The 21,926-nt window shown below is 65.9% G+C and carries 23 protein-coding genes; 13 read left to right on the forward strand and 10 right to left on the reverse strand.

Going from position 1 to position 21,926, the window contains the following annotated elements; all coding sequences use genetic code 11:
* The first annotated feature begins 150 nt into the window (after positions 1-150).
* The 3 genes from AC6CIE_RS01225 to AC6CIE_RS01235 are packed head-to-tail and all read left to right on the forward strand — an operon-like array spanning position 151 to position 1,910.
* Entirely contained in the window at positions 151-630 is a 480-nt protein-coding gene (locus tag AC6CIE_RS01225) for a carboxymuconolactone decarboxylase family protein (protein ID WP_056563450.1), read from the forward strand.
* Between the two features lie 9 nt (positions 631-639).
* Positions 640-1,395: an SDR family oxidoreductase gene (locus AC6CIE_RS01230; protein ID WP_175124210.1), complete on the forward strand. Its 756-nt coding sequence runs from the start codon at positions 640-642 to the stop codon at positions 1,393-1,395.
* 20 nt (positions 1,396-1,415) lie between these two features.
* Complete coding sequence (locus tag AC6CIE_RS01235; protein WP_286939892.1) at positions 1,416-1,910, forward strand: Ohr family peroxiredoxin; 495 nt, start codon at positions 1,416-1,418, stop codon at positions 1,908-1,910.
* A gap of 11 nt (positions 1,911-1,921) precedes the next feature.
* Here AC6CIE_RS01235 and AC6CIE_RS01240 read toward each other — a convergent pair whose 3' ends face one another.
* From AC6CIE_RS01240 to AC6CIE_RS01265, 6 genes are all read right to left on the reverse strand, one after another.
* Entirely contained in the window at positions 1,922-2,923 is a 1,002-nt protein-coding gene (locus AC6CIE_RS01240; protein WP_286939890.1) for a LysR family transcriptional regulator, read from the reverse strand.
* A 142-nt stretch (positions 2,924-3,065) separates the two neighbouring features.
* Positions 3,066-3,500, reverse strand: a complete 435-nt coding sequence (locus AC6CIE_RS01245) for a cupin domain-containing protein (protein ID WP_452006579.1) — start codon at positions 3,498-3,500, stop codon at positions 3,066-3,068.
* Between the two features lie 1,130 nt (positions 3,501-4,630).
* Positions 4,631-5,509, reverse strand: coding sequence for an RNA polymerase sigma-70 factor (locus tag AC6CIE_RS01250; RefSeq protein ID WP_498090842.1), 879 nt, complete (start codon positions 5,507-5,509; stop codon positions 4,631-4,633).
* Positions 5,510-5,624: 115 nt separating this feature from the next.
* The gene (locus tag AC6CIE_RS01255; RefSeq protein WP_498090844.1) at positions 5,625-6,626 is read right to left on the reverse strand and encodes a bestrophin family protein; all 1,002 of its coding nucleotides are present in this window, start codon (positions 6,624-6,626) and stop codon (positions 5,625-5,627) included.
* A 33-nt stretch (positions 6,627-6,659) separates the two neighbouring features.
* Positions 6,660-7,307, reverse strand: a complete 648-nt coding sequence (locus tag AC6CIE_RS01260) for a DedA family protein (protein WP_498090846.1) — start codon at positions 7,305-7,307, stop codon at positions 6,660-6,662.
* Positions 7,308-7,504: 197 nt separating this feature from the next.
* Positions 7,505-8,530, reverse strand: coding sequence for a LacI family DNA-binding transcriptional regulator (locus AC6CIE_RS01265; protein ID WP_498090848.1), 1,026 nt, complete (start codon positions 8,528-8,530; stop codon positions 7,505-7,507).
* 215 nt (positions 8,531-8,745) lie between these two features.
* Here AC6CIE_RS01265 and AC6CIE_RS01270 point away from each other — a divergent pair, with 215 nt between their 5' ends.
* Both AC6CIE_RS01270 and gudD read left to right on the forward strand, forming a co-directional pair.
* A complete protein-coding gene (locus AC6CIE_RS01270) occupies positions 8,746-9,717 on the forward strand; it encodes a Bug family tripartite tricarboxylate transporter substrate binding protein (protein ID WP_175126178.1) in 972 nt (323 codons plus the stop codon).
* Between the two features lie 46 nt (positions 9,718-9,763).
* Positions 9,764-11,110, forward strand: coding sequence for a glucarate dehydratase (gene gudD, locus AC6CIE_RS01275; RefSeq protein ID WP_286936105.1), 1,347 nt, complete (start codon positions 9,764-9,766; stop codon positions 11,108-11,110).
* Positions 11,111-11,156: 46 nt separating this feature from the next.
* Here the strand turns inward: gudD and AC6CIE_RS01280 are convergent, their stop codons facing one another.
* Complete coding sequence (locus AC6CIE_RS01280; protein WP_286936104.1) at positions 11,157-11,840, reverse strand: hypothetical protein; 684 nt, start codon at positions 11,838-11,840, stop codon at positions 11,157-11,159.
* 2 nt (positions 11,841-11,842) lie between these two features.
* The gene (locus tag AC6CIE_RS01285) at positions 11,843-12,874 is read right to left on the reverse strand and encodes a TRAP transporter substrate-binding protein (protein ID WP_286936103.1); all 1,032 of its coding nucleotides are present in this window, start codon (positions 12,872-12,874) and stop codon (positions 11,843-11,845) included.
* A gap of 172 nt (positions 12,875-13,046) precedes the next feature.
* Here AC6CIE_RS01285 and AC6CIE_RS01290 point away from each other — a divergent pair, with 172 nt between their 5' ends.
* Positions 13,047-13,880 (forward strand): IclR family transcriptional regulator, encoded by an 834-nt coding sequence (locus tag AC6CIE_RS01290; protein ID WP_175126182.1) that lies wholly within the window; start codon positions 13,047-13,049, stop codon positions 13,878-13,880.
* Here AC6CIE_RS01290 and AC6CIE_RS01295 read toward each other — a convergent pair.
* Positions 13,877-14,704 (reverse strand): IclR family transcriptional regulator, encoded by an 828-nt coding sequence (locus tag AC6CIE_RS01295; protein WP_175138015.1) that lies wholly within the window; start codon positions 14,702-14,704, stop codon positions 13,877-13,879. The two genes, AC6CIE_RS01290 and AC6CIE_RS01295, sit on opposite strands and share 4 nt — an antisense overlap.
* A 127-nt stretch (positions 14,705-14,831) precedes the next feature.
* Here AC6CIE_RS01295 and AC6CIE_RS01300 point away from each other — a divergent pair, with 127 nt between their 5' ends.
* The 7 genes from AC6CIE_RS01300 (at position 14,832) to AC6CIE_RS01330 (ending at position 20,962) form a co-directional block, all read left to right on the forward strand.
* Positions 14,832-15,839, forward strand: a complete 1,008-nt coding sequence (locus tag AC6CIE_RS01300; RefSeq protein ID WP_452001305.1) for a TRAP transporter substrate-binding protein — start codon at positions 14,832-14,834, stop codon at positions 15,837-15,839.
* 20 nt (positions 15,840-15,859) lie between these two features.
* Entirely contained in the window at positions 15,860-16,303 is a 444-nt protein-coding gene (locus AC6CIE_RS01305) for a type II 3-dehydroquinate dehydratase (protein WP_056563405.1), read from the forward strand.
* 49 nt (positions 16,304-16,352) lie between these two features.
* A complete protein-coding gene (locus AC6CIE_RS01310; RefSeq protein ID WP_370633061.1) occupies positions 16,353-16,919 on the forward strand; it encodes a TRAP transporter small permease in 567 nt (188 codons plus the stop codon).
* Positions 16,916-18,196 (forward strand): TRAP transporter large permease subunit, encoded by a 1,281-nt coding sequence (locus AC6CIE_RS01315; protein WP_452001303.1) that lies wholly within the window; start codon positions 16,916-16,918, stop codon positions 18,194-18,196. Before AC6CIE_RS01310 ends, AC6CIE_RS01315 begins: the two co-directional genes overlap by 4 nt.
* A gap of 68 nt (positions 18,197-18,264) precedes the next feature.
* Complete coding sequence (gene pcaH, locus AC6CIE_RS01320; protein WP_175126187.1) at positions 18,265-18,966, forward strand: protocatechuate 3,4-dioxygenase subunit beta; 702 nt, start codon at positions 18,265-18,267, stop codon at positions 18,964-18,966.
* 3 nt (positions 18,967-18,969) lie between these two features.
* On the forward strand, positions 18,970-19,539 hold the full coding sequence (pcaG, locus tag AC6CIE_RS01325; RefSeq protein WP_498090851.1) for a protocatechuate 3,4-dioxygenase subunit alpha: 570 nt from the start codon (positions 18,970-18,972) through the stop codon (positions 19,537-19,539).
* Positions 19,540-19,564: 25 nt separating this feature from the next.
* Positions 19,565-20,962 carry a 3-carboxy-cis,cis-muconate cycloisomerase gene (locus AC6CIE_RS01330; protein ID WP_498090853.1) on the forward strand — a complete coding sequence of 466 codons (1,398 nt, stop codon included), beginning with the start codon at positions 19,565-19,567 and terminating at the stop codon, positions 20,960-20,962.
* 73 nt (positions 20,963-21,035) lie between these two features.
* Here AC6CIE_RS01330 and AC6CIE_RS01335 read toward each other — a convergent pair whose 3' ends face one another.
* Positions 21,036-21,926 carry a GntR family transcriptional regulator gene (locus AC6CIE_RS01335; RefSeq protein WP_286899202.1) on the reverse strand — a complete coding sequence of 297 codons (891 nt, stop codon included), beginning with the start codon at positions 21,924-21,926 and terminating at the stop codon, positions 21,036-21,038.

The raw sequence follows: 21,926 nt of genomic DNA on the forward strand, positions 1-21,926 counted from the left end.
GGGGCGATTGTTGTCATTGCGGCAACATCGTGGTCCCTGCGCCGGGGCTACTGCCGCGCTGCGCGCCGGCCTACGATTTGGGCGTCGAACAAGCCAGCGCAAAACCCGATAACCCCATCGGGGCAGCGCCCAACCCACCCAGGAGTCACCATGAGCCAACGTCTCAACGCCTTTGCCCAGTCGCCCGAACTGTTCAAGAAATTTGTCGAATTCAGCATGCTGGCCAAGGCCGGCGCGATCGAGGAGTCCATCCTGACCCTGGTCGACATTCGCGCCTCGCAGATCAATGGCTGCGCCTTCTGCCTGGACATGCACATCAAGCAGGCCAAGATTGCGGGCGAACGCGAACTGCGCCTGCATCACGTCGCCATCTGGCGCGAATCGAACCAGTTCTCGGCGCGCGAACGTGCATGCCTGGCCTGGACCGAAGCGCTGACCACGCTGGGCGTGCACGGCGTGCCGACCGAGGTGTACGAGCGCGTGCGCGGTGAACTGTCCGAAAAGGAAATCTCGGACCTCAGCTTTGCCATCATGGCCATCAACGGCTGGAACCGCCTGAACGTGGGCTTCCAGACGGTGCCGGGCTCCGCCGACAAGGCATACGGGCTGGACAAGGCCCAATTCAACTAAGGAACGATCATGAAAATCCTCGTCATCGGCGGCACGGGCCTGATCGGCTCCAAGCTCGTCAAGCTGCTTACGGAACGCGGTCATGAGGCCATCGCCGCTTCGCCCGCGACCGGCGTGAACACCATCACGGGCGAAGGCCTGGATGCGGCCCTGGCCGGCGTTGACGTGGTGGTCGACGTCGCCAACTCGCCGTCCTTCGAAGACAAGGCCGTGCTGGAATTCTTCCAGACCTCGGGCCGCAACCTGCTGGCCGCCGAGAAGCGCGCCGGCGTGCGCCATCACGTCGCGCTGTCGGTCGTCGGCACCCGCCGCCTGGCCGAAAGCGGTTACTTCCGCGGCAAGATCGCGCAGGAAGACCTGATCGAGGCGGCCGGCATTCCGTACACCATCGTCCATAGCACGCAGTTCTTTGAATTCCTGGGCGGCATCGTGCAGTCCGGCACGCAGGGCGAGGAAGTGCGGCTGTCGTCCGCCTACGTGCAGCCCATCGCGTCCGACGACGTGGCGCTCGCCATGGCCGACGCCACGCTGGGCGCGCCCGTGAACGGCATCGTGGAGATCGCCGGTCCCGAAAAGGTCAGGCTGTCGGAACTGGCGCAACGGTACATGGGTAGAATCGGGGACACTCGCACCGTGCAGGCGGACGCCGGCGTGCGCTACTTTGGCGCGCTGCTCGACGACGACACGCTGGTGCCGGGATCCGGCCCCCGCCTGGGCAAGATCGACTTCGAAACCTGGTTCAGCCGTTCGGGCGCAAGAAAGTAGCGGCGGGCACAAGGACCCACATGAGCAAACTGCGGCCTCCTCCCCAAAGCCTCCTGGACAAGTACCGGGGCGGCGACTTCCGTCCCCTGTACACCACCAGCGTGACGGTGCGCGGCGGGGAGGCCGCGCACGGGCGCGCCTCAGGCATTGCCATCTCGGACGATGGCGAACTGATCGTGGAATTGCGGCTGCCGGTGGAGCTGGGCGGCACGGGCGGGGGCACCAACCCCGAACAGCTGTTTGCCGCCGGCTATGCGGCATGTTTCCACGGCGCGTTGAGCATGCTGGCCGAGCGGTCCGGCCTGTCGATTCCCGAAGCCTCGGTCACGGCCACCATTTCGTTCGGACGAGACCCGGTCGATGGCTTGTTTGCGCTGACCGCTGACGTCAACATCCACCTGCCGGGCCTGGAGAGGGCCCTTGCCGAAGAACTGGTGCGCAATACGGAACGCCTCTGTCCGTATTCCAAGATGGCGCAGGGCGGCATTGAAAGCGTGGTGGCGCTGACGCAGTAGCGCGGCCTTCTTCACGCCTGCTTCGCCAGCAGGCTGTCCAATATCTGCAGGTCCATTGCGCGGATGTGTTCGGTCATGTAATCGATGAACACGCGCATGCGCGCCGGCAAGTGCTGGCGGCTCAGGAAACAAAGGTAATGGCCGCGGTCCTCGGGCGCATATTGCGGCAGGCAGGCGACCAGCGTGCCGGCGCGCAGGTGGTCGCAGACCTGGTAAGCGGCCATCTGCGCAATGCCGTGACCATCCAGCACCGATTGCAGCACCAGGTCGGCATCGTTGAACGTCAGCATGCCGGGCGGCGCCACCTTGCGCAGTTGACCCGCCACCTTGAATTCCCACTCGAAAACGCGGCCCGACGCCAGCTTGAAATTCACGCAGGCATGGTCGGCGATGTCGTCGACGCTGCCGGGCAGGCCGTGCGCGGCGGCATAGGCGGGCGAGGCGCACAGCATCATCTGCATCGGGATGATCTTTTTGGCGATCACCTGGCTGTCTTCCATGCGGCCGTTGCGGAAGGAGACGTCGACCCGGTCGGTGGTGAAGTCGGTGGGACCGTCGTCCAGCAGCAGCTCGACCGAGATGCCGGGATTGGCCTCACGAAACCCCATGAGCAGCGGGGCAACGACCTTGCGGCCGAAACCCACGGTGGCGCACACCCGAAGCTGGCCCGACGGCGGGCCTTCGCGCAGATCGCGCATGTCGTCCAGGGCCTGGATGATGCGCTCGACGCCGGGGTGGCATTGTTCGTAAAAACGGTGGCCCTCGGGCGTGAGCGAGGTGCTGCGCGTGGTGCGCACGAAGAGGCGGGTGCCAAGCTGGTCTTCGAGCTTCTGGACGCTGCGGCTGACGGCAGAGCGGCCGATGCCGAGCCGGTCGCCCGCCTTGGCAAAGTTGCCCTCGGCGGCGACGGCAATGAAAGCCATGACACCGGCATAGCTGGTGGCAAAGCTGTCGGCCAGGGAATCCGGTCCGTTTGAAGGGGTGTCGGAGGAGGGAGGGTAGGGTGTCGACATGGTGGCGGCGCCGCAAGTGGGTTGATCCTACAGCTAAGACGGCGCGCGCCGCAATCTTGTGACATCGGGCGCAAAAAAAAGAAGGCCTTCCGCTTTGGGAAGGCCTGCTGGCGTTCTGAAGGGCGGGGTCCGCCCGGCGTCCCTATTTGACTGGTGTCAGAGCGGGCGCGCCTTGCTTCTTGATGAGGACGACCACGAACTTGGCCGGCTCGGTCTGGCTGGCGTTGCGGCCGACGGTGTGGATGTCGTCGGGACCTTCATAGAAGGTCTGGCCGGGCTTGAGCGTGACTTCCTTGCCGCCCTTGACCTGCATGACGATCGTGCCCTCCAGGACGTAGACGAAGGCGGAGGCGTCGTGGCGGTGGACGGGGTCGGCGCCGCCGGGCGGGTAGTCGACGACGAGCATCAGGGCTTCCTTGCCGGGGATGTCGGGCAGGGCCTTTGTCATTACTTCGGTGACGACGGGGTCGGTTGGCTTGGGGGTGGCTTGGGCGTGATGGGAGGCGGCTTGGGTGGGCTGGCTGAGCAGCGTCGCTGTGGCTATGAAGGGCAAGACGAATTTTGTGAGCTTTGACATGGTTTGTCCTTTGAGGGGTGACGGGTCCATCGTAGGTTTGGTGGGGGCGGGGCGGTAGGTCCGTGGAGGGGATCACGGTGTTGCCTGTCAGGCACCAACGTTCTTGGGTCGCACGACGTTGCTGTTACCGTAGTCGCTGTAGGTCGCCCGACGCCGTGGTCACCGGGGAGGCGATCGCCCACGATTGCGGTCCGGAGCCTTCGCTCCGGACTGCCCCTTCGTCATCTTCGTCCGCCTTCGGCTCCCTTCAGATTCCCTCGGGCGCATCGACGGCGCTCGCCTCCCCGGTGACCACGACGCCGTGCTACGAGGGTCTTTGGTTTGGGGCGCTGTAAGACCTGTGGTCAGGGCAGGAGATCTGCGGGGCCGCCGGGTTGCTGCCGCCCGGACGGCGGCAACCCGGCATTGGGTCGGTGGGGCGTCGTGGCGGTGTGCGCTTGCGCGCTGGTGGTGGTGGGGGTGCTGATGGGCCGTCGTCACGGGGGAGGGGCGGTGATGGGCGGCGCGCGTCGACGGCCAGCCACAACCTGCCGACCTGTACGCGCGCCGCCCATCGGGCACTGGAGTTCAAGTGGCGATTGGGGACGCGCCGCTTGAGGTAGGCGAGAACGTCTGCCGTTGCCGGTATCAGACGCCTGACGCAGAAGCAGCTACGCGCGAAGCGTCATCGCTGCCGGTGTCTGACACCTTTGGGAGTCGGACTTGGCATGACGCAAATTTCGCCAGGGTGTCTGACACCCGACGCAGAAGCAGCCACGCGCGAAGCGTCATCGCTTCGACGCAAGACGCAGCGTAAGCCCACGAAGGCCGCCCGCGCGGCCGCCCGGGGGCGGGCCCCGCAAGATGCTTCTCGTCCTCTCAAGTGTGTGCAAGAACCTTAAGAACTCAAGCCGCCCCAGCGCCCGTAAAGATCAATCAACTAGAGCCCGGTGTGGCGTGGGCCTGGGGTGGGCGGGGCGTTTAGATGCGCCCGACGGAAACCGAAGGGAGCCGAAGGCGGACGAGGTTGAGGACGGGGTAGTCCGGAGCGAAGGCTCCGGACCGCAATCGGAGCCCCGCCCACCCCAGGCCCACGCCGCGCCGGGCGTCTAAAGAACCCAAAAACCTCAAACCGCGCCCGCCTGAATTCATCAGGCACGCTTGAGCGAAGCAGCAATACGAGCCAGCTTATCCGGATTCCGTTGCACCAGCACCCGCGTCAACCGCTCGCCATCGGTCTCGTAAGACTGCACGGATTCCAGCTCGCCATCGATGAAACGCAACAAGGTCCATTGCCCATTCACCTGCACCACCTCGACGTCCAGCGCATCGCGATACCGGCGCTTGCCCGCATAAAAAAGTTGCGCCAGTCGCTTGCCGCCGACCAGGCTGGCAAATGCCGTGACCTTGTCGCCGCCGTCGCCGATGAGCTCGGCGTCGTCGCTCAGCAACGCAAGCAGCCCGTTGAAATCACTGCGCTGCATCGCATCCGCAAACGCCTGCAACAGACGCTGCAGCGTTGCCCGCGGCACTGTTTCGCGCGGTGCGCCCTGGCGCAGTTGCTGCCGCGCCCGCCGCACCATCTGGCGGACGGCAGCCGGGTTCTTGTCCAGCGTTTGTGCGATGTCTTCGTAGTCCGCGTCGAACACATCGCGCATCAGAAACGCCGCGCGGGCATCTGGCGAAAGTCGTTCCAGCATGAACAGAAACGCCACCGAAACGTCGTCCGCCATCTCGTGGATCTGCTCCGGCGTCGACGGCGCGGCCATCAGCATCGGTTCGGGTAGCCAGACGCCCACGTAGTTTTCGCGCTCGGCCTTGGCGGCGCGCAGGCGGTCGATGGACAGGCGCGTCGTGGCAGTGACGAGCCAGGCCTCCGGGTTCTGGATGCAGGCGCGGTCGGCGCCATGCCAGCGCAGCCAGGCTTCCTGCACCACGTCTTCCGCCTCGGCCACGGCGCCCAGCATCCGGTAGGCGATGGCGTAAAGGCGGGAACGGTGCTGGTCGAAGAGGGCGACAGAGTCGGTCATGGAGGGGGCCAGCGCCGGGACGAGGGGGGAGGGAGGCAGGTATTTTGCCGCAGGGGCCTGCCTGCGACAAGCGCGCGGGACGTCCATGGCGGTCTCCCCTCTTGAGCCGCGAGAGCTACAGCACGATGTCATTCGTGCACAGCGGCGGCAGCGCCGTGGCGCCGCGCATCTGCCTCAGGTCCCGTTCCACCATCGTGCTCAACTGACTGATCGGCACGTCGTTGGCATTGCCTTCAAACGGATTTTCGGTGCTCTGGCCCACCTGCTCCAGCGAGGTGTAGATCCACGAAATGATGACGCTGAAGGGCGCGGCCAGCCACGCCATCTGGCCCTGCATGAAGCCGCCCGCAGCGTCGCCGATCAGGTCGAACTGCGCGGTCAGGCCAAAAGGCAGCGCCACGCAGAACGCGCGCACGAAAAGCGTGTTGATGATCGCGTACTGGCGCGGATACGGAAAATCCTTGATGCGTTCGGCCTGCCCTTGCAGGTCGAGCAGGTCGCGCAGTCGCCCGTTAAGGTCAGCGTATTCCGACGCCGTGATCGCGCCGTCGTCCAGCAGTTGCCTTGCCGCGCGGGCTTGCCCATCCAGCAGTTGCACCGCCTTGTTGTCGGCCGTCGCCAAGGCTGCGATTTCCGCCGCTGGTAGGTAACGGGCTAGCGCGGAATCAAGCGGCATGCGGCGCTCGGGGATCACGTAGCGCTTGCCGTATTCCGCATTCGGCCGGTTCTGCATGGACTCCCAGACCCGGGGCGCGCGAAGCTGATAACGCAGGGCCGTCAGCCACGCCAGATGCCGGTCGACCAGCCCTGCGGCGCGCCCGGCGTCACCCGCATAGTGGCCGCACAGCATGCCCCACGCGCGGCTGGCGCTGACGATGCCCATCCAGATCTTCTGCGCTTCGACCGTGCGCGTGTACGTCTGCACATTCTTGAAGCCCACGACGAATGTCGTTGCCGTTCCCAGCAGCGTTACCACCGACAAAGGCAGCGTCAGCCATTTCATGCCCGCCACCTGGTACAGCAGCACGGGCACAAGGCTGAGGGCGGCGAGGCCATAGATGGTCCGGCGCGTCCAGACCACGAATTCGCACAGGCGATAGGATTTTCCGAGGTGCATGATGTCGATTCCTGATTGCCTTCAGACGTCCGTTCAAGGAGCGGTCGGGCCGGCCTGGCGCGCCGCTTTCACGCCCCACGCGCGCCGGGCATAGCGATACGCCAGGAACAGCACCGCCGCCGCAATGGCTACGACCGACGCGCGGCCGCCCAGCGCGCTCAGTGCTGCCAACAACGCTTCCACCCGCGCGGAAAACACTGCGCCCAGCACCAGCCCCACCGCGGCCCACAGCGCCAGGCCCGCGCAGTCGTGCCAGACGAACGACCGCAGGCGCGTGCCGCTTGCGCCGCACAGCGGCACGGCCACCATCGACAGACCGGGCATGAAGCGCGCGACGATCAACAGGCGCACGCCCCAACGGTTGAAGAAGCGCTCGGTCCTGCTGATGCAGGCCTCGCGCGAGAGCGACAGGTTGCACACGGTGTGCAGCGTGCGCGGCCCGTAGCGTCGGCCGCCGCGGAACCACAGCAGGTCCGCCAGCACGCCCGCCAGCACCGCGGCGGCCAGCACGACGGCCAGCGGCAAGGCGACGTGGCCCGCTGCGCCGGCCGTCGCCGCCTGGCTGGCGCCCACGGCGATGAGCGTGGGCATGACGGGAAGCGGCAGGCCGAGCGATGCGCCCAGCACGTTCAGGAACACGGCCAGCACGCCGTATTGCGCGATCCATTCATGCGGCAGCATGCGGCGCTCCCTGCGTATTGCGGTGGGGCGCGATGGCGGGCGTGGACATGTGGGATCTCCTGGAATCGCCGCGCCGCGGTGCGTGGCCGGTCAGGACAGATCCTAGAGGTGGCGCTTGCGGCGCGGTAGACCCGCGCAGGGACGCACGGTGTTGTCCGGGCGACAACAATGCGCTGCGGGGATGCTGCCGGCCAGATTTATGCGCTGTCGCGAGTCACGATGCGAAAGCCGATTTCCACCACCGATTGCGCGGGACGCTGGCCGTTCGCGCGCAGGCCGATCATCTCGGCCGCCTGCGCGCCGATGGCGGCGCCATCCACGTGCACGGACGTGATGGCCGGGGACATCGACGCGGCGATCTCCATGTCGCCAAAGCCCATCACGGCCAGTTGCCGCGGCACCTCCAGCCCCTGCGCCGCGGCCTCGGTCAGGACGCCGGCGGCCATCATGTCCGAGCTGCAGAACACCGCGTCGATGCCCTGGCCAGAACGCTGCAAGGCGCGCAGGCCTTCGCGGCCTTGCGCGTGCGTCGTCGGCGCGGGCATGTAGTGCACCAGCGGTTCGGGCAGGCCCGAATCGACGGCGGCGCGGACCAGGCTTTCGGCGCGCAGCCGGGCGCGGTGGTCGTCGCCGCTAAGCACCGCCTGCCGCGTCTTGCCGGCGTCGCGCAGATAGTGGCTGACCGCGGCCCCGATCGCGTCATGCGACAGGCTGAGCAGCATATCGATGGGCGCGTCCGTGGCGTCCCACGTTTCGACAATGGGGATGCCGGATGCTTTCAGCAATTGCCGGCCTTGCGGGGAGTGCATCACGCCCGTCAGCACGATGCCGTCGGGGCGGCGCCCGATGATGGCGCGCAGCAGGGCGTCCTCGCGCGGTGAGTCGTAGCCGCTTTGGCCCACCATGAGCTGGAAGCCCTTGGCCTCGAGCGACCGCGTCAACGCCGTGAGCATGCCGCCGAAAAGCGAGCCTGTGATCGAGGGGACCAGCACCATGACCAGGTTGCTGCGTGACAGGCGCAGGCTGCCGGCCATCAGGTTGGGCACGTAGCCCAGCGACTGGATCGCGGCATTGACCTTGTCGAGCGTGGCCGGGGAAACCTGCTGCGGCGTATTGATGGCGCGCGACACGGTGATCATGGACACCCCGGCCGCCTGCGCCACCTCGCGCACGGTGACGTTGGCGCGCTCCGGGGAGCGGGAAGGCGAATCGGCGGACGGCATTCGGGACGGGCGCATCGTAAAGGGAACAGGAACGGACGTGAAACTGGGGTCAAGCCTACCTGCAGACGTCAATCTTGCGGGCCGGAGGCGGTTAGGGTTTGTCCGGATAGTAGCCGGACAGGGCGAAGAAATATTCTAAAAAGGCCGTGATGTTAACGTTAACAAAAGAAATGTTAACGTTAACGTTCATAAAAGAACCTATACCGGAGACAGTAATGACGAGCAACGCGCGCAAGTGGATTGTTGGTTTGACCCTGATGGCCGCAGCCGGCGTGGCGCACGCCTGGCCCGACAAGGCCGTCACGGTCGTCGTGCCGTTCCCGCCCGGCGGCGCGACCGATTCGGTGGCGCGCGCGCTGGCCAACAAGCTTGGTGAACAGCTCAAGCAATCCTTCGTCGTGGAGAACAAGGCCGGCGCCACCGGCACGATCGGCGCCTCGCAGGTGGCCCGCGCCGCGCCGGACGGCTACACCCTGATGGTCACGTCGCTGGCCCCGCTGGTGGTGGCGCCGCACCTGATGAAGGGCATCACCTACGATCCGGCCAAGGACTTCACGTACCTGACCGTGGCCGTGCAGACCCCCAACGTGCTGGTGGTCAGCCCGCAGCTCGCCTCCAAGGTCAACAGCGTGCAGGACGTGCTGGCGCTGCTGAAGGAAAAGCCGGGCGCGATCAGCTTCGCGACATCGGGCGCGGGGTCGTCGGACCACCTGACTGCCGAACTCTTCTGGCAGAAGACCGGCACGAAGGGCCTGCACGTGCCGTACAAGGGCGGCGCACCGGCCATTTCCGATCTGCTGGGCAATCAGGTGGAGATGTCCTTTCAGAACGTGAATGCCGTGCTGCCGCACATCAAGTCCGGTAAGCTCAAGGCCATCGCCGTCACGGGTTCCAAGCGTTCGCCGGTGCTGCCCGACGTGCCCACGTTCGCCGAAGCATCGGTGCCGGGTGTCGACGTCTACGCCTGGCAGGCCGTCGTGGCCCCGAAGAACCTGCCCGCAGACGTGCGCGACAAGCTGTCCGCCGCCCTGACCGCCGCCCTGAAGGATCCGGCGATCAGCAAGCCCTTCACCGACATCGGCCTGGAGGTCGTCGCCAACTCGCCCGAAGCCTTCACGAAATTCCAGCAGCAGGAAAGCGCCCGCTGGAAGCAGGTCATCGAGACCGGCGGCATCTCCGTGCAATGACGCAACGCGCCCGGCCGTGGCGGCCGGGCTTTTTCAAGAAGCAATCATGACTCTTCACGCATCCCAAGCCTCCCAGACGCCCACGATCACCGGCATGCGCGTCGTGCCGGTGGCCGGCCAGGACTCCATGCTGCTCAACCTGAGCGGCGCTCATGCCCCTTACTTCACGCGCAACCTGGTCATCCTGACCGACAGCGCGGGCAACACCGGCGTGGGCGAAGTCCCCGGCGGCGAAAAGATCCGCACCACGCTGGAGGACGCACGCGCCCTGATCGCGGGCAGCTCCATCGGCAACTATCAGCACACGCTGAATCAGATGCGCCAGGCCTTCGCTGGGCTGGACAGCGCCGGCCGCGGCGCCCAGACCTTTGACCTGCGCGTGGCGATCCATGCCGTGACGGCGGTGGAATCGGCGCTGCTGGACCTGTTGGGCCAGCACCTGGGCGTGCCTGTCGCGGCGCTGCTGGGCGAGGGCGTGCAACGCACGTCCGTGCAGATGCTGGGCTATCTGTTCTACGTGGGCGACTCCGCACAAACGCCGTTGCCTTACCAGACGGCGCCCGATGCCGAAGGCTGGCTGCGCGTGCGGCACGAAAAGGCGATGACGCCCGAGGCCATTGTCCGGCTGGCCGAGGCTGCTCACGAACGCTACGGCTTCCAGGATTTCAAGCTCAAGGGCGGCGTGCTGCGCGGCGAAGAAGAGGTCGAAGCCATCCGCGCCTTGCACGAGCGCTTTCCCGAGGCGCGCGTCACGCTCGACCCGAACGGCGGCTGGCTGCTCAAGGACGCGGTGCGCCTGTGCCGCGATCTGCATGGCGTGATGGCTTATGCGGAAGACCCGTGCGGCGCCGAAGGCGTGTTTTCCGGCCGCGAAGTCATGGCCGAATTCCGCCGCGCCACCGGCCTGCCGACCGCCACCAACATGGTGGCCACCGACTGGCGCGAGATGGCGCATGCGCTGTCGCTGCAATCGGTCGACATCCCGCTGGCCGACCCGCATTTCTGGACCCTGCAGGGCTCGGTGCGCGTGGCGCAAACCTGCCAGGCGTTCGGCCTGACGTGGGGCTCGCATTCCAACAATCACTTCGACGTGTCGCTGGCGATGTTCACGCATGTGGGCGCCGCCGCGCCGGGCCGCGTCACCGCGATCGACACGCACTGGATCTGGCAGGACGGCCAGCACCTGACCCGCAACCCGCTCCAGATCCGCAACGGTTATGTCGAGCTGCCGCAGACCGGCGGGCTGGGCATCGAGTTGGACATGGAAGCGATCGAGCGCGCCCATCAGCTTTATCTGCAGCACGGCCTGGGCGCGCGCGACGATGCCACGGCGATGCAGTATCTGGTGCCTGGGTGGAAGTTCGACAACAAGCGGCCTTGCATGGTGCGCTGATCTGCATCGCGCCGACCGGTGAAGAGGCAGGGCGCGGGGCAGGGAACTACCTTGCCCCCGCACGCTCCAGTGTGTGGGACAGGCAATAGACGTCTGACCACGCCGGGCCACCACCCGTCATCGCGCGCATCTGGGCCGAGTTCAGAATGTCGCCGTCGCAGGCGGTCACCGCGTTGATCGCATAACCATTGACGATGTAGATCCAGTCGGCCGCGCGGTCTTTTCCGCCGCGTATTTTCTGTTCCGTGGTGGCGTTCATTGCCGGCGTGTCCGTCACGATCAGATGCGCGCCGGACAATCCCGGCTGCGCCGCCGCGGCCGCCGCATGCGCCTTCAGATACGCACGCAGCGCTTCCTCCGACCCTGGCAAGGGGGACAGGCGAATCGTCAGGGCATATCTGGCCAAGCCGCCGCCGACGCTCTCGACCACGCGGCATTGGCTGCGGATCATGTTGCGGTGCTGCGGCATGAGCTTCGTGGACCACGGCGTGGGCGCGTTGAGCCGCTGGAGGTAGCCGGGGGAGACCAGCGTTTCGTAGGCGTCCAGCTCGTACAACACGAAGAATCCTTCCCCGCCCTGGGCGCTGGTCCAGCGCGTGCCGCGCAGAAACCCGGGAACGCCCATGCGCTCCGGGAAGTGCTCATGGGTATGCCAGTCTTCGAACTCCGCGCGCCACGCCGGCGCAATGTCCCACCACATTGCGATCGCGGCCTTTCCGAGCATGGCCATGATCAGTTTTTGGCCCGCAACGCGGTAAGTTCCGCGGTAACCTGCTGCATGACGTCGGGTCCGATTTCGCCCGCGAACTTGTCCACCACCGGTTTGACTGCGCCGCGCAGGCGCTCGACCGCTTCAGGCGTCAAGGTGTTGACCTGCATGACCTTGCGCAGATCGTCGATGGCCACCGCTTCCTTGGCCTGCGAGATCCGCCGTTCTTCCGCCTTGGCCTCGGCGGCCGCTTCCAGGATGATCTTGCGCTCGGCCTCCGACATGCTGTCCCACGTCTTGCGGCTCATCAGGAACGGCATGCCCGTGTAGATATGGCGCGTCAGCGACAGGTATTTCTGCACTTCGGCAAACTTGGCGGACAGGATCACGCCCACCGGATTGTCCTGGCCGTCGATGGCCTTGGACTCCAGCGCGCCGTAGACCTCTCCGAACGTCATCGGCACCGGGTTGGCGCCCAGCGTCTTGAACATGTCGATGTAGACGGGCGCGGCGATGACGCGCATCTTCAGGCCTTGCAGGTCCTGCGCCTGCGCGATCGGGCGCTTGCTGTTGGTCATGTTGCGAAAGCCCAGGTCCCAGATGCCCAGGCCGATCAGGCCGTGATCGGACAGGCCATTCAAGAGGCGCTGGGCAACGGGTCCGTCCGAAACTGCGTACGCCTCGCGTGCGTCGTTGAACAGGAACGGAAGGTCAAAGACCATGAACCGCTTGTCGATGCCGGCCAGGAGGCCCGTCGCCATCGAGGTGAAGTCCAGCGTGCCGCCGCGAACGGCCGACAGATTCTGGGGATCGCCGCCTAGCACCGCATTGGCGTAGATCGACACCTTCATCTTGCCGCCGCTTTTCTCCGCGACCAGATCGGCAAATTTCTGCGCGCCCTGGCCCAGGGGATGGTCCGCAGCCAGGCTGAACGCGAATTTCATCGTGCGCGCCTTGATCTCTTGTGCGGCGGCGGTTCCCGCTACGGCAAGGCAGGCCAGGATGGTCGCTGCGGCATTCACGGCGATGCGCAAGCACGTTTTATTTGAATTCATCACAAGCACCTTCTTCGGTTGTCGTTGGCAAAGGTCCGGTTGATGCGGTTACGGCGGCGGGCCATCGTGTGAATACCCGGCTGCGAGCATAGGGCATAATTTTGAATCCCGTTCAAAATTTGATCGAATTCAAAAATTGAACGATTCCATGGATGGTCACCCGGAGAGCGCGATGAGCGGGGCAATCGAAAAAACACTGGCGTTGCTTGAATACCTGGCTGCCCATCCCGACGGCGCGAACCTCGCCGACATTGCGGACGACCTGCACCAACTGCGCAGCGGATGTCACCGGACCCTGCACGAACTCATGAAGTTCGGCTACGTCCGGCAGACGTCGGTGCGGGGCGAATACGCATTGACGACCAAGCTGGCGTCGATGGGTTTGAGTTTCCTGAGCCGGTCCGGCGTGATCGACATCGCGCAGCCGGTCATCGACCGTTTTGCAGCGGCAACCGGTGAACTCGTGCGCCTGGCCATCGTCGACGGCAAACGCCTGACGCTGGTGGCCAAGGCGCAAGGCGCGAAATCCGGGCTGCTGTACGACCCGGACATGGGCATCGACCTGCGCCTGTCGTGCAGCGCGGCCGGCCACGCGTGGTTGATGACGTTGCCTGAAGACCAGGCCATTGCCTACGTCACCGAACAGGGGCTGGGAAAACCGCGGGATTTCGGGCCGAATGCCCCCACGTCGATCCGCGCGTTGCTGGCCAGCCTGGACGCGCATCGGCGGCGCGGCTACAGCATTCTGCAGGACGTCTACGCGGCCGGCATGAGCGCGATGGCGGCGCCCATCCGGCGTCCCGGGCATCAAAGCACCGGCATTCTGGTGGTGGCCGGTCCATCGCAACGCTTGACCGTTAAAGCCATGGAGAAATTCGGGCCGGCGCTGCTGCGCGCGGCAAGCGAGCTGGCGCAGGCCGGAGACGCCTCGCCGTTGCTGCGCTCCGCGCGCGTGGGCACCTGGGGAAACGGCCCCGCGCAGGGTGAAGAGCCGGCGGCGGATTAATCCGCGGACGCCTCGTCTCCGGAATTGCGGCCCTGCATCGGGAAGCGCGTCCGGAACATCGGCGATGCCAGGCTGGCCAGCGCCAGTTCCTGCGCAGCCGCCAGCAGGTCGGGACCCAGCGCTTCCATCCGCGCTTCGGTCAGGCGCATCGCCGGACCGGCAATGCTCAGTACGCCAATGGCCGCCTCGCCCTTGCGCTGCACGGGCGCTGCCATCGCGGTCATCCCCGGCGCGAACACTTCGTTGATCATCGCGTAGCCGCGCTTGCGTCCGGCCTGAAGCATCTTCGTCAGCGCGGCGATGGTGGTGGGGGCATTGGGACCGTATTCCTCCGGCGAACCGAAACCCTGGCGCGAGACCAGGTCCAGCGCGCGTTCGTCGGTCATCGTCAGCATCCACGCGTGGCCCGAGGCGCTGCACGACAGCCTGGCTTCGGATCCCATCTCCGGGTCGTAGCGCAGGCCGTGACGCGCGCCCTGCGCCTTCGCAACCCAGGTCAGCCGCTCTTCGTTGTCCACGATGGCCAGCCGCACGAGTTCGCCGGAGATGTCCGCCAGCCGATCCACCAGCGGCTGGGCGATGTCGACGATGCCTGTCGCCGCAAGGTAGCTCAACCCGATTGAAGCGACTCGGGCTGTCAGCGCGTAGTCGCCGTGATCCCGGATCTGGCGCACGTAGCCGCAGCGGCAAAGGTCTGTCAGCAGACGGTGCGCGGCGCTCTGCGGAATCTCCAGTTGCTGGGCAAGTGAAGCGAGGGGCACGCCTTCGGGTCTGGAGGACAGGTACTCCATGACGGCGAGCGCGCGTTCGAGGACTCCGGCCATGTCATCTCAACAAGTAGTGGGGTGATGGATGATAACCCTAGGTGGAAAACTATTCCACTCGGAATTACATTCCACTACCGAGTCTTGCCAGACATCGAAAAAATTCCAAATAACACCGGAGACAACGATGAAGACCAGCCTTTTCCGCATTGCATTGATGGCCGCGCTGTGCTCAAGCGCCATGACGGCCGCCGCGCAGGACGTCCAGGAACGCACAATACGCTTTGGCCATCTGAACAACACGGATCACCCCGTCAGCGCGGGGGTGCAGAAGTTCGCGGAACTGGTGGCGGCCAAGAGCGGCGGAAAGCTGAAGGTGAAGGAGTTTCCCGCCTCGCAGCTCGGCAATGAAATGCAGCAGCAGTCCGGGCTGCAGGGGGGCGTGCAGGAGATGTCCGCGCCGGCTTCCACGTCGCTGGCGGGCATCGTCAAAGAGTTCGGGCTGATCGATCTGCCGTTTTCCGTGACGGACTTCGGGCAGGCCGACGCGCTGCTGGACGGCCCGCTGGGCAAGGCCCTGATCGCCAAGCTGCCCGAAAAAGGTCTGGTCGCGCTGGGCTTCTGGGATCTGGGCTTTCGCAACGTGACGAACTCCAAGCACGCCATCGGCAAGCCGGAGGACCTGGCGGGCCTGAAGATCCGCGTGATTCCCAATCCCGTCTTCCTCGATACGTTCAAGGCCTTCAAGGCCAATCCCGTTCCGATGCCCTTTGCGGAGCTGTATGGGGCGCTGGAGTCGCGGGCGGTCGACGGCCAGGAAAATCCCTATTCGGTGATCCTGTCCAACAAGTTCTATGAAGTGCAGAAGTACGTCAGCGCGACCAACCACGTGTATGCCGCGAACATCGTGCTGGTCAGCAAGAAGTTCTGGGACAAGCTGTCGCCCGCCGAGCAGAAGATCCTGCAGGAGGCGGCCGATGAAGCGCGCGGCTACCAGCGCAAGGTCAGCCGGGCCGCCGCGCAGAAGGCCGTGACGGAATTGCAGGCGAAGGGCATCCAGTTCAACACGATCGAACCGGGCGAAAAGGCCCGCATGCAGCAGGTCGTCAAGCCGGTGATCGAGCACTTCACCAGCAGCTACGACCCCGCGATCGTCAAGCTCTACAACGACGAACTCGCCCGCATCCGCAAGTAACCCGCACCGGCATCCCCATCATGAAGATCCTTGTCCTGCACGGCCCCAACCTCAACCTTTTCGGCCGCCGCGAGCCGCACATCTACGGAACCACGACGCTTGCGGAGATCAACGACCGCCTGGCGGCGCTGGCCGCGGAATTGGGCGTCCAGTTGTCGACGCTGCAATCGAACCATGAGGGCGCGTTGATCGACTTTCTGCACGAGAACATCGACTCCGCCCAGGGCGCCTTGGTGAATCCTGCCGGGCTGACCCAGCACGGCGTGCCGCTGCACGATGCCATCAAGGCCATGCCGTTTCCCACGCTGGAGGTGCACATGTCGAACATCGCCGCCCGTGAGACCTGGCGCGCGCATTCAATTATTTCGCCGGCGGTGCGCGGCACGGTGCAAGGGTTGGGCCCCCAGTCCTACCTGACGGCGTTGCGTGGCCTGGTCGGGCTTTTGCAGGACGCCAAGGCATGAGCCCGGCGCCCGCGCATCCGACGCCGCAAGGAGGCTGGCCATGGTAGTCATAGACAGATTCATCGGCGCGGTCTGCCGTGTGCTGGAGTTTGCCATCGCCTTGCTGCTGGCGGCGATGGTGGTGCTGGTCTTCGGCAATGTCGTGGCGCGTTACGGCTTTAACTCCGGCATCACGCTGTCGGAAGAGCTGTCGCGCTGGATGTTCATCTGGCTGACGTTTCTAGGGGCGGTCATCGCCCTGAAGGAGCGCGGCCACCTGGGCATGGACATGGTCGTGGCCAAGCTGCCCACGGCGGGCAAGAAGATCTGCCTCGTCGCGGGACAAGTCCTGATGCTTTACATCGTGAGCCTCATGTTCAAGGGAAGCTGGGATCAGGCGGTGATCAATGCCGACGTCAGCGCGCCCGTGAGCGGCCTGCCGATGGCCATTGTCTACGTGGCCGGATTGGTGTTCTCGGTGATGGCGGGCCTGATCATCGCCATGGATCTGTACCGCGTGCTCGCCGGCAAGCTGCAGGACCAGGATCTGATCATGGTCCAGGAGTCCGAAGAGGCGGTGCAGCTCAAGCAGATTCTCGAGGATGCCGGCAACGGCGCGCCCGGGAGAAGCGCATGACGATCGCCGTGTTTATCGGATCGCTGCTGGGGGTCATGGCGCTGGGTGTGCCGATCGCCTTTGCGCTGCTGGCCAGCGGCGTGGCGCTTATGTGGCATCTGGACATCTTCGACGCGCAGATCCTCGCGCAGAACGTCATTGGCGGGGCGGACAGCTTCCCGCTGTTGGCGGTGCCGTTCTTCATGCTGGCCGGCGAAATCATGAACGTGGGCGGGCTGTCGCGCCGTATCGTCGATCTTGCGCTGGCGCTGGTCGGGCACGTGAAGGGCGGGCTTGGCTACGTCACGATCATGGCGGGCTGCCTGCTGTCGGCGCTGTCGGGATCGGCTGTGGCGGACGCCGCTGCGTTGACGGCGCTGCTTCTGCCGATGATGGTAAGCGCCGGTCACAAGAAGCAGACCGCGGGCGGCCTGATTGCCGCGACAGGTGTGATCGGTCCGGTCATTCCGCCCAGCATCGGACTGGTCATCTTCGGCGTGGCGGCCAATGTGTCCATTTCCAAACTGTTCATGGCGGCGATCGCGCCCGGCCTGATGATCGGTGGGGCGTTGTGGCTGACATGGGCGTTTCTGGTCCGGCGCGAAAAGATCGTGCCTCCGCCGCGCAAGTCTGCGCAGGAAATTGCCACCGCGTTCCGCAAGGCGATCTGGGCGTTCATGCTGCCGGTGATCATCCTGGTTGGGCTGCGGATGGGTGTCTTCACGCCGACCGAAGCCGCGGTCGTCGCTGCGACCTACGCGCTGCTGGTGTCGACGCTGGTGTACCGCGAACTCAAGCTCAATCAGCTCTACGCAGTGTTCGTGTCGGCAGCCAAGACCAGCGCCATCGTCATGTTCCTGATTGCCGCCGCCATGGTCAGCGCGTGGCTGATCACCGTGGCCGATCTGCCGTCCAAGGTCGTGGACATGTTGCAGCCTTTCATGGGCAACAAGATCCTGCTGATGGCCGCGATCATGGTGCTGGTGATGGTGGTGGGCACGGCCATGGACATGACGCCGACCATCCTGATCCTGACGCCCGTGCTGATGCCGGTGGTGCGCGCGGCGGGCATCGATCCGGTGTATTTCGGCGTGCTGTTCATCATCAACAACTCGATCGGGCTGGTCACGCCGCCCGTGGGCACCGTGCTCAACGTGGTGGCCGGCGTGGGGAAGATGAAGATGGACGACGTGACGCGCGGCGTCCTGCCGTTCATGGCCGCCGAGTTTCTCGTCATGTTCCTGATGGTGGCCTTTCCGGCCCTGGTGATCATTCCCGCGCGGTGGTTTGGCGGGTAGGCGCCAACGCACCTCCCGCGCCGCTCGCCGGCGCAACCTGAAGCTCGATTCATTGGAGATTTTTCGCGATGTCCGATCTTGCTCAATACCGGCGCCCCTTCTGGGACACCCAGCCGGGCTACCGTTTCGATCCGTATGGATCCACGCGTTTGCGCTCGCCGAACGAACCGCTGATCGTCGTGCCGCAGACGCTTTCGGAGGTCACGGGGCCGATGTTTGGTGCGGCGTTCGTCAAACAGGGCGATAACGACCTGACCCGCGTTTCCACGGCGGAGGCGATCGGCGAGCGCATCATCGTGTCCGGCCGGGTGCTGGACGAGAACGGCCGGCCGGTGCCGGACGCGCTGATCGAGATCTGGCAGGCCAATGCCGCGGGCCGCTATCTGCACAAGCGCGATCAGCACGATGCGCCGCTGGATCCGAACTTCAGCGGCGAAGGGCGAACCGTCACGGACGCGCAGGGGCGCTACCAGTTCAAGACGATCCGGCCGGGGGCGTATCCGTGGGGCAACCATTACAACGGATGGCGTCCGCAGCACATTCACTTTTCGCTGTTTGGCCGAGCCTATGCCACGCGTCTGGTCACCCAGATGTATTTCCCCGGCGACCCGCTGCTGGAGTTCGATCCCATCTTCCAGTGCGTGCCAGACGCCAAGGCGCGCAACCGGCTGATCGCTGCGCTGGATTGGGAGACCACCGTGCCCGAGTACGCGCTGGGCTATCGCTTCGACATCGTCCTGCGCGGCCGCAACGCCACCCCCATGGAGTAACGCATGCTCTATCCCACCAGTTCACAGACTGTCGGTCCCTATCTGCACATCGGGCTGTCCGGGTTGAACCGTGACGATCTGACGGCAGGGTGCGGCGACCTGGGCGCGGCGCCCGTCGTCATCGAAGGACGCGTAATCGATGGCGAGGGCAATCCCGTGCCGGACGGCATGGTCGAGATATGGCAGGCCGATGCGCGCGGTGTGTACGGGCATCCTGACGATCCCCGGCATGGCGAGGGCAGTGCGGGCTTCGGCGGCTTTGGTCGTGTGGCCACGCAGCCAGACGGCGGCTTTCGTTTCACCACGATCAAGCCGGGCTGTGTGCCCGGCCCGGACGGACAGATGCAGGCACCGCATCTGGTGGTGTCCGTCTTCATGCGCGGCCTGCTCAAGCATCTGTCGACGCGGATGTACTTTCCGGATGAGCCCGGCGCCAACGAGCAGGACTGGATCCTGACCAAAGTGCCCGCACACCGGCGCGGCACGCTAGTGGCAACAGCGGCGGAGGCGGGCGTTTTGCGCTGGAACATCGTCCTGCAGGGTTCGGAAGAAACCGTGTTCTTCGACATCTGAGCCGGTGTGCGACAAGGTCTACACGATGAGCAACCTTTCCGGGCTGACCGAATCCATCTATTCGGATGACGCGATCCTGTCGCTGTTTTCGGGCGCGGCGACCCTCGGCCAGATGCTTGCCGTGGAGGCGGCCCTGGCGCGCGCGCAGGCGCAATGCGGCGTCATTCCTCAAAGCGCCGCAACCGCCATCAATGAGGTCTGCCGGCGTGGCGAAATCCGCGACGTGCTGGACGTGGACGGCATTGCCAGGGCTGCGGTGGCAGCGGGCAACATCGCCATCCCCTTCGTCAAGCAACTGACCGCGGCCGTCGCGCGCGTGGATGCCGAAGCCGCCCGCTACGTGCATTGGGGCGCCACCAGCCAGGACATTCTGGACACCGCGCTTGTCCTGCAGTTGCTTCAGGTGGCGGCCAGGCTGGACGCGGGGCTGGAGCGCGCCTCGCTGGCGTGTGCTCGACTGACCCGCGCGCATCGGGACACCATCATGGTCGGACGCACGTGGCTGCAGCATGCGCTGCCCACGACATTCGGCGCCAAGACGGCGGGCTGGTTGGAGGCGCTGGAACGTAGCCGGCTGCGCGTGCGGCAGGACACGTCACAGATGGCGCTGCTGCAATTCGGCGGCGCCGCGGGCACGCTGGCCAGCCTGGGACCGTCGGCAAATGAGGTGGTGCAGGCGCTGGCCGCCGAGCTGGGCCTGGGCGCGGCTGCGATGCCATGGCACACGCACCGCGACCGGCTTGCCAGCCTGGCCGCGTCGCTGGGAGTGCTGACCGGCACGATGGGCAAGATTGCGCGGGACCTGTCGCTGATGGCGCAATCCGAGGTCGGCGAAGTGAGCGAGCCATCGGGCCCGGGGCGAGGCGGATCGAGCACCATGCCGCACAAGCGCAATCCCGTGGGCTGCGCGGCCATCCTGGCCGCCGCGATCCGCGTGCCGCCGCTGGTGTCGACGATGCTGTCGGGAATGATCCAGGAACATGAACGCGCGCTGGGCGGCTGGCAGGCCGAATGGGATGTGCTGCCCCAGATTGCCGCGCTGACCGGCGGGGCGTTGCGCCATTTGACCGGCGTGCTGGACGGGTTGGAGGTGTATCCCGAGCGGATGGCGCAGAACCTGGCGCTGACTGACGGTCTCATTCTGGGCGAGGCCTACATGTTGGCGCTGGGCACGCGGCTGGGCCGTCTGCCCGCCCACGCGCTGGTGGAACGCGCGTCGCGCGATGCTGTTGCGAACGGGCTTTCGCTCAGGGATGCGCTGCGCGAGGCGTTGGAAAGCGATGCCGCGACGCGTGGAATGCTCAGTGACGATGACCTGGATCGTCTTGGCAATCCGGCGAATTATGTGGGCGAGGCGCCGGCGATCTGCGACAGCGTGTTGGCGGCCTGGAAGGCGAGCGGGAACGGCGCGAAGGCGGCTTGAAGCGCCTTGAAGCGCCTGCGCATCGCAGCGGCTCAGAACGCTGAGAACCGCATCGCGCGCGTTGCGTTGTGATTCAGGACTGCCCGCGCAGTCGCGCCAATTCCGCCGACAACTCCGCCACCAGCGCCTGCGCGCGCGCCAGCGGATCCTGTGTGTTGACCGGCGCCTGCGGTTCGGGCGCGGTTTCATGCAGCCGGGGCTGCACGCTTTCATGGCCCATGCTGACGTCCACGTCGAACACCAGCTGTTCGGCGCGGTGCCATGTGGTGAACCATTCCAGCGGCTTGCCGTGCTGGTCCATGCCCTGGCCCTGCAGCATCAATAACGGCGTGCCGGCCTGCGTGTCCAGCAGGGCCGCCAGCGCGCTGTCGGCCGCGACCGCGCGGATCTGGTTGCGGCCGGCGCCGGGGCGCAGACCGAACTGCCGCGTCAGCACGCCGTGCAGGGAGGCGTCGGCCAGGTGTTCAGCGCGCAGGCCGGGCACCGCGTCGGCGGGCAGCCAGGTGCGCACGTAGGCCAGCGGCGCTTCGGCCACGTGGCGCAGGCGTTCGAGCATCAGGAGGCGGGTGGTGCCGAAGAACTCGGCAACCTCGGCGGGCGGCTCGGCCGGGCCCAGCGCCAGCACGCGCGTGCGCAGCGCAACGCCCGACTGGGCAAACTGTTCGTACAGACCGGTGGACCGCTGCACCAGGCGGCGGTGTTCCTGCGGCGCCGCCACGGTGGCGGGGCGGCCGGTCTCGCGTTGGATGAGGCCTTCGGCGGCAAGTGCCGCGAGGGCCTGGCGCACCACGCTGCGCGCCACGCCGAAGCGGTCGCACAGCGCGGCCTCGCTGGGCAGCACGGCGCCCGCCGCGAGCTTGTTCGTGCGGATGTATCCGCGCAACCGCGACGCCACCTGGGCGTGCAGCGGGATGTCTCCCGCGCGGTCAAGATCGGGCAATGCGTCGTGCGTGGCGGGCGCCAT

It is taken from the genome of Achromobacter sp. GQ309 (genome assembly GCF_059759315.1).

Excerpts from the sequence above, each read along its gene's own strand:
- AC6CIE_RS01285 (WP_286936103.1), bottom strand. The coding sequence starts at position 12,874 with ATGAATTCAAATAAAACGTGCTTGCGCATCGCCGTGAATGCCGCAGCG.
- AC6CIE_RS01315 (WP_452001303.1), top strand. The coding sequence starts at position 16,916 with ATGACGATCGCCGTGTTTATCGGATCGCTGCTGGGGGTCATGGCGCTG.
- pcaH (WP_175126187.1), top strand. The coding sequence starts at position 18,265 with ATGTCCGATCTTGCTCAATACCGGCGCCCCTTCTGGGACACCCAGCCG.
- AC6CIE_RS01305 (WP_056563405.1), top strand. The coding sequence starts at position 15,860 with ATGAAGATCCTTGTCCTGCACGGCCCCAACCTCAACCTTTTCGGCCGC.
- AC6CIE_RS01225 (WP_056563450.1), top strand. The coding sequence starts at position 151 with ATGAGCCAACGTCTCAACGCCTTTGCCCAGTCGCCCGAACTGTTCAAG.
- AC6CIE_RS01230 (WP_175124210.1), top strand. The coding sequence starts at position 640 with ATGAAAATCCTCGTCATCGGCGGCACGGGCCTGATCGGCTCCAAGCTC.
- AC6CIE_RS01295 (WP_175138015.1), bottom strand. The coding sequence starts at position 14,704 with ATGGCCGGAGTCCTCGAACGCGCGCTCGCCGTCATGGAGTACCTGTCC.
- AC6CIE_RS01290 (WP_175126182.1), top strand. The coding sequence starts at position 13,047 with ATGAGCGGGGCAATCGAAAAAACACTGGCGTTGCTTGAATACCTGGCT.
- AC6CIE_RS01265 (WP_498090848.1), bottom strand. The coding sequence starts at position 8,530 with ATGCCGTCCGCCGATTCGCCTTCCCGCTCCCCGGAGCGCGCCAACGTC.
- AC6CIE_RS01250 (WP_498090842.1), bottom strand. The coding sequence starts at position 5,509 with ATGACCGACTCTGTCGCCCTCTTCGACCAGCACCGTTCCCGCCTTTAC.
- AC6CIE_RS01270 (WP_175126178.1), top strand. The coding sequence starts at position 8,746 with ATGACGAGCAACGCGCGCAAGTGGATTGTTGGTTTGACCCTGATGGCC.
- AC6CIE_RS01260 (WP_498090846.1), bottom strand. The coding sequence starts at position 7,307 with ATGCTGCCGCATGAATGGATCGCGCAATACGGCGTGCTGGCCGTGTTC.
- AC6CIE_RS01255 (WP_498090844.1), bottom strand. The coding sequence starts at position 6,626 with ATGCACCTCGGAAAATCCTATCGCCTGTGCGAATTCGTGGTCTGGACG.
- gudD (WP_286936105.1), top strand. The coding sequence starts at position 9,764 with ATGACTCTTCACGCATCCCAAGCCTCCCAGACGCCCACGATCACCGGC.
- AC6CIE_RS01245 (WP_452006579.1), bottom strand. The coding sequence starts at position 3,500 with ATGTCAAAGCTCACAAAATTCGTCTTGCCCTTCATAGCCACAGCGACG.
- AC6CIE_RS01280 (WP_286936104.1), bottom strand. The coding sequence starts at position 11,840 with ATGGCCATGCTCGGAAAGGCCGCGATCGCAATGTGGTGGGACATTGCG.
- AC6CIE_RS01235 (WP_286939892.1), top strand. The coding sequence starts at position 1,416 with ATGAGCAAACTGCGGCCTCCTCCCCAAAGCCTCCTGGACAAGTACCGG.
- AC6CIE_RS01335 (WP_286899202.1), bottom strand. The coding sequence starts at position 21,926 with ATGGCGCCCGCCACGCACGACGCATTGCCCGATCTTGACCGCGCGGGA.
- AC6CIE_RS01330 (WP_498090853.1), top strand. The coding sequence starts at position 19,565 with ATGAGCAACCTTTCCGGGCTGACCGAATCCATCTATTCGGATGACGCG.
- AC6CIE_RS01240 (WP_286939890.1), bottom strand. The coding sequence starts at position 2,923 with ATGTCGACACCCTACCCTCCCTCCTCCGACACCCCTTCAAACGGACCG.
- pcaG (WP_498090851.1), top strand. The coding sequence starts at position 18,970 with ATGCTCTATCCCACCAGTTCACAGACTGTCGGTCCCTATCTGCACATC.
- AC6CIE_RS01300 (WP_452001305.1), top strand. The coding sequence starts at position 14,832 with ATGAAGACCAGCCTTTTCCGCATTGCATTGATGGCCGCGCTGTGCTCA.